This window comes from Martelella sp. HB161492, from assembly GCF_013184775.1.
Lineage (GTDB): Bacteria > Pseudomonadota > Alphaproteobacteria > Rhizobiales > Rhizobiaceae > Martelella.
This window is the reverse complement of record NZ_JAATVV010000046.1, coordinates 1-629: the sequence shown is the minus strand read 5'-3', so window position 1 is coordinate 629 and position 629 is coordinate 1. Positions and strand designations below refer to the sequence as shown.

General features: G+C 59.5%; 1 protein-coding gene. It reads left to right on the top strand.

Annotated features, from left to right (window positions below; all coding sequences use genetic code 11):
- A partial coding sequence (locus HCK86_RS23895; RefSeq protein WP_176086997.1) for an autotransporter outer membrane beta-barrel domain-containing protein occupies nucleotides 1-629 on the top strand: 629 nt, incomplete at both ends.

Genomic DNA, 629 nt, shown 5'->3' with positions numbered 1-629 from the left:
TATGCCAGCACCAAGAGCGCTCTGATCGATGAAAGCCATTATGCCCGCGATGCTATCGGCAACCGTCTGCGCTCCGCTGCAGACAGCCAGCCCGGTTTCTGGCTCAGCGGCTATGGCGGCTGGGGCAATTATGACGGCACGGATAATTACGGCAGCCTGTCAACGGCAGCGGGCGGCTTGTTTGCAGGCGCCGATACGGCAGTCGGCAACTGGCGGCTCGGCCTGATGGCAGGCTATGGCAATGCCTCTTTCGATGATGATGACCGTGCCTCCAGCGCCGATATCGATGCCTATACGCTCGGCGCTTATGCCGGCACCAGCATCGCCAATGCAGGCCCGGGCAAGATCGGCCTCAGCTTCGGCGCAGCGCAGACCTGGTACAGCATCGACACCAGCCGCAATGTGATCTACCCCGGTTTTTCCGAGACGGACGCATCATCCTATAATGCCAATGCCACACAGATCTTCGGCGAAGCGGCCTATACATTCGAAAGAGGCGCGGCCTCAACCATCGAACCGTTTGCCAATCTTGCCTGGGTCCATCTCAACACGGGAAGTTATAGCGAAAACGGTACGGCCGGGCTTTATGGCGGCAGCGACAATTCCGACGTCACCTATACCACGCTCGG